Annotated in this window: 2 protein-coding genes; both read left to right on the top strand. The window is 52.9% G+C overall.

Annotated features, from left to right (window positions below; genetic code table 11):
* On the top strand, positions 1 to 492 hold a 492-nt coding region (gene rimP / locus ACTG34_RS13305), incomplete at its 5' end, for a ribosome maturation factor RimP (protein ID WP_439105370.1).
* 14 nt (positions 493 to 506) lie between these two features.
* The coding region (nusA, locus tag ACTG34_RS13300; RefSeq protein ID WP_439105369.1) for a transcription termination factor NusA at positions 507 to 2064 on the top strand (1558 nt) is incomplete at its 3' end.

Genomic DNA, 2064 nt, shown 5'->3' with positions numbered 1-2064 from the left:
CGTTTGATGTCGTCAACGAAGTCAAAGACGCTTCAGATTATGGCGCAGCGCCCTGATGGTGGGATTGAGGTTGATGAATGCGCCCAAATCTCGACTGCGGTGTCTGCGGTTCTAGACGTTGAGGATCCGATTGAGGACGAATACACGCTCGAAGTGTCGTCCCCCGGCATTGATCGTCCACTGACGCGCTTGAAAGATTTTGCAGCGTTCGACGGCTACGAAGTTAAGATAGAGACGACCGAAATGATTGATGGCCGTCGTCGCTTCAAAGGGGCGCTTGCGGGTGTTGAGGGAGAAGATGTTCTTCTCGCTATTGAAGAGAATGGCGAAGAGCTCACCATCGGACTGAAATTTGATTGGCTCTCGGACGCGAAGCTTGTGCTGACCGACGAATTGATCCGTGAAATGCTGCGCCAGCGCAAAGATGCCGGTGCAATTGATGAAACTAATTTTGACGAAATCCAAACCGAAGACGGTTCCACAGAGGATTAAGAGAGGACTGAATTATGGCAATCACCTCTGCAAACCAGCTTGAGCTGTTGCAAACCGCCGAGGCCGTAGCACGCGAAAAAATGATCGATGCGTCGGTCGTTGTTGAAGCGATGGAGGAGAGCCTCGCACGCGCTGCAAAGTCGCGTTACGGCTCGGAAATGGACATTCATGTGTCCATCGATCGCAAGACTGGCAAGGCAACCTTTACCCGTGTTCGCACGGTTGTTGAGGACGATGATCTTGAGAATTATCAAGCTGAGTTGACCGTCAAGCAGGCCAAAGAATACATGACGGACCCGTCTGTTGGTGATGTTCTGTCCGAAGAGATCCCGCCGGTGGAGCTTGGCCGTATCGCTGCGCAGTCCGCAAAGCAGGTTATCTTGCAAAAGGTTCGCGAAGCCGAGCGCGATCGCCAATACGAAGAATTCAAAGATCGTACAGGCACGATTATTAATGGTGTTGTGAAGCGCGAAGAGTATGGCAACGTTATCGTAGACGTTGGTCGTGGCGAAGGCATTTTGCGCCGCAACGAAAAAATTGGCCGCGAAGCGTATCGCCCCAATGATCGAATTCGCTGTTTCATCAAGGATGTGCGCCGCGAAGCGCGCGGTCCGCAGGTTTTCTTGTCGCGCACTGCGCCGGAATTCATGTCCGAACTGTTCAAGATGGAAGTGCCTGAAATCTACGATGGCATCATTGAGATTAAAGCTGTTGCTCGTGATCCCGGATCGCGCGCAAAGATTGCTGTGATTTCCTATGACAGCTCCATTGATCCCGTTGGCGCCTGTGTCGGTATGCGCGGTTCGCGTGTACAGGCCGTTGTGAATGAGCTTCAGGGCGAAAAAATCGACATCATTCCATGGAATGATGATCAGCCAACATTCCTTGTGAACGCATTGCAGCCGGCCGAAGTGACCAAAGTTGTTCTCGATGAGGATGCCGGCAAAATCGAAGTGGTTGTTCCTGACGAGCAACTTTCGCTCGCCATTGGTCGTCGTGGTCAAAACGTGCGCCTTGCATCGCAATTGACGAACCTTGATATCGACATCCTCACGGAAGCCGAAGAATCAGCGCGCCGTCAGGCCGAGTTCGCCGAGCGCACGCAGCTGTTTATGGACAACCTCGATCTTGACGAGTTCTTTGCACAATTGCTCGTATCCGAAGGCTTCACCAACCTCGAAGAGGTGGCTTATGTCGACGTAGACGAGTTGCTTGTAATCGATGGTGTTGACGCAGATACCGCAAGCGAGTTGCAGGCCCGTGCCCGTGACTTTCTTGAAGCTGCAAGCCGCAAGGCTTTGGAGCGTGCCCGCGAATTGGGTGTCGAGGACAGCTTGGTCGGGTTTGAAGGTTTGACACCTCAAATGATCGAAGCACTTGCTGAGGATGGCGTGAAGTCGCTCGAAGATTTTGCGACCTGTGCCGACTGGGAGCTTGCAGGCGGTTGGACAACGGTAAACGGCGAACGCGTTAAGGACGATGGCGTTCTTGAGAAGTTCGACGTGTCTCTAGAAGACGCTCAGACATTCGTTATGACAGCACGCATCCAATTGGGTTGGGTTGATCCCGCCG

Source organism: Celeribacter marinus, assembly GCF_965656515.1.
In the GTDB taxonomy this organism is placed as follows: domain Bacteria; phylum Pseudomonadota; class Alphaproteobacteria; order Rhodobacterales; family Rhodobacteraceae; genus Celeribacter; species Celeribacter marinus_D.
This window is presented reverse-complemented; position numbering and strand designations above follow the sequence as displayed.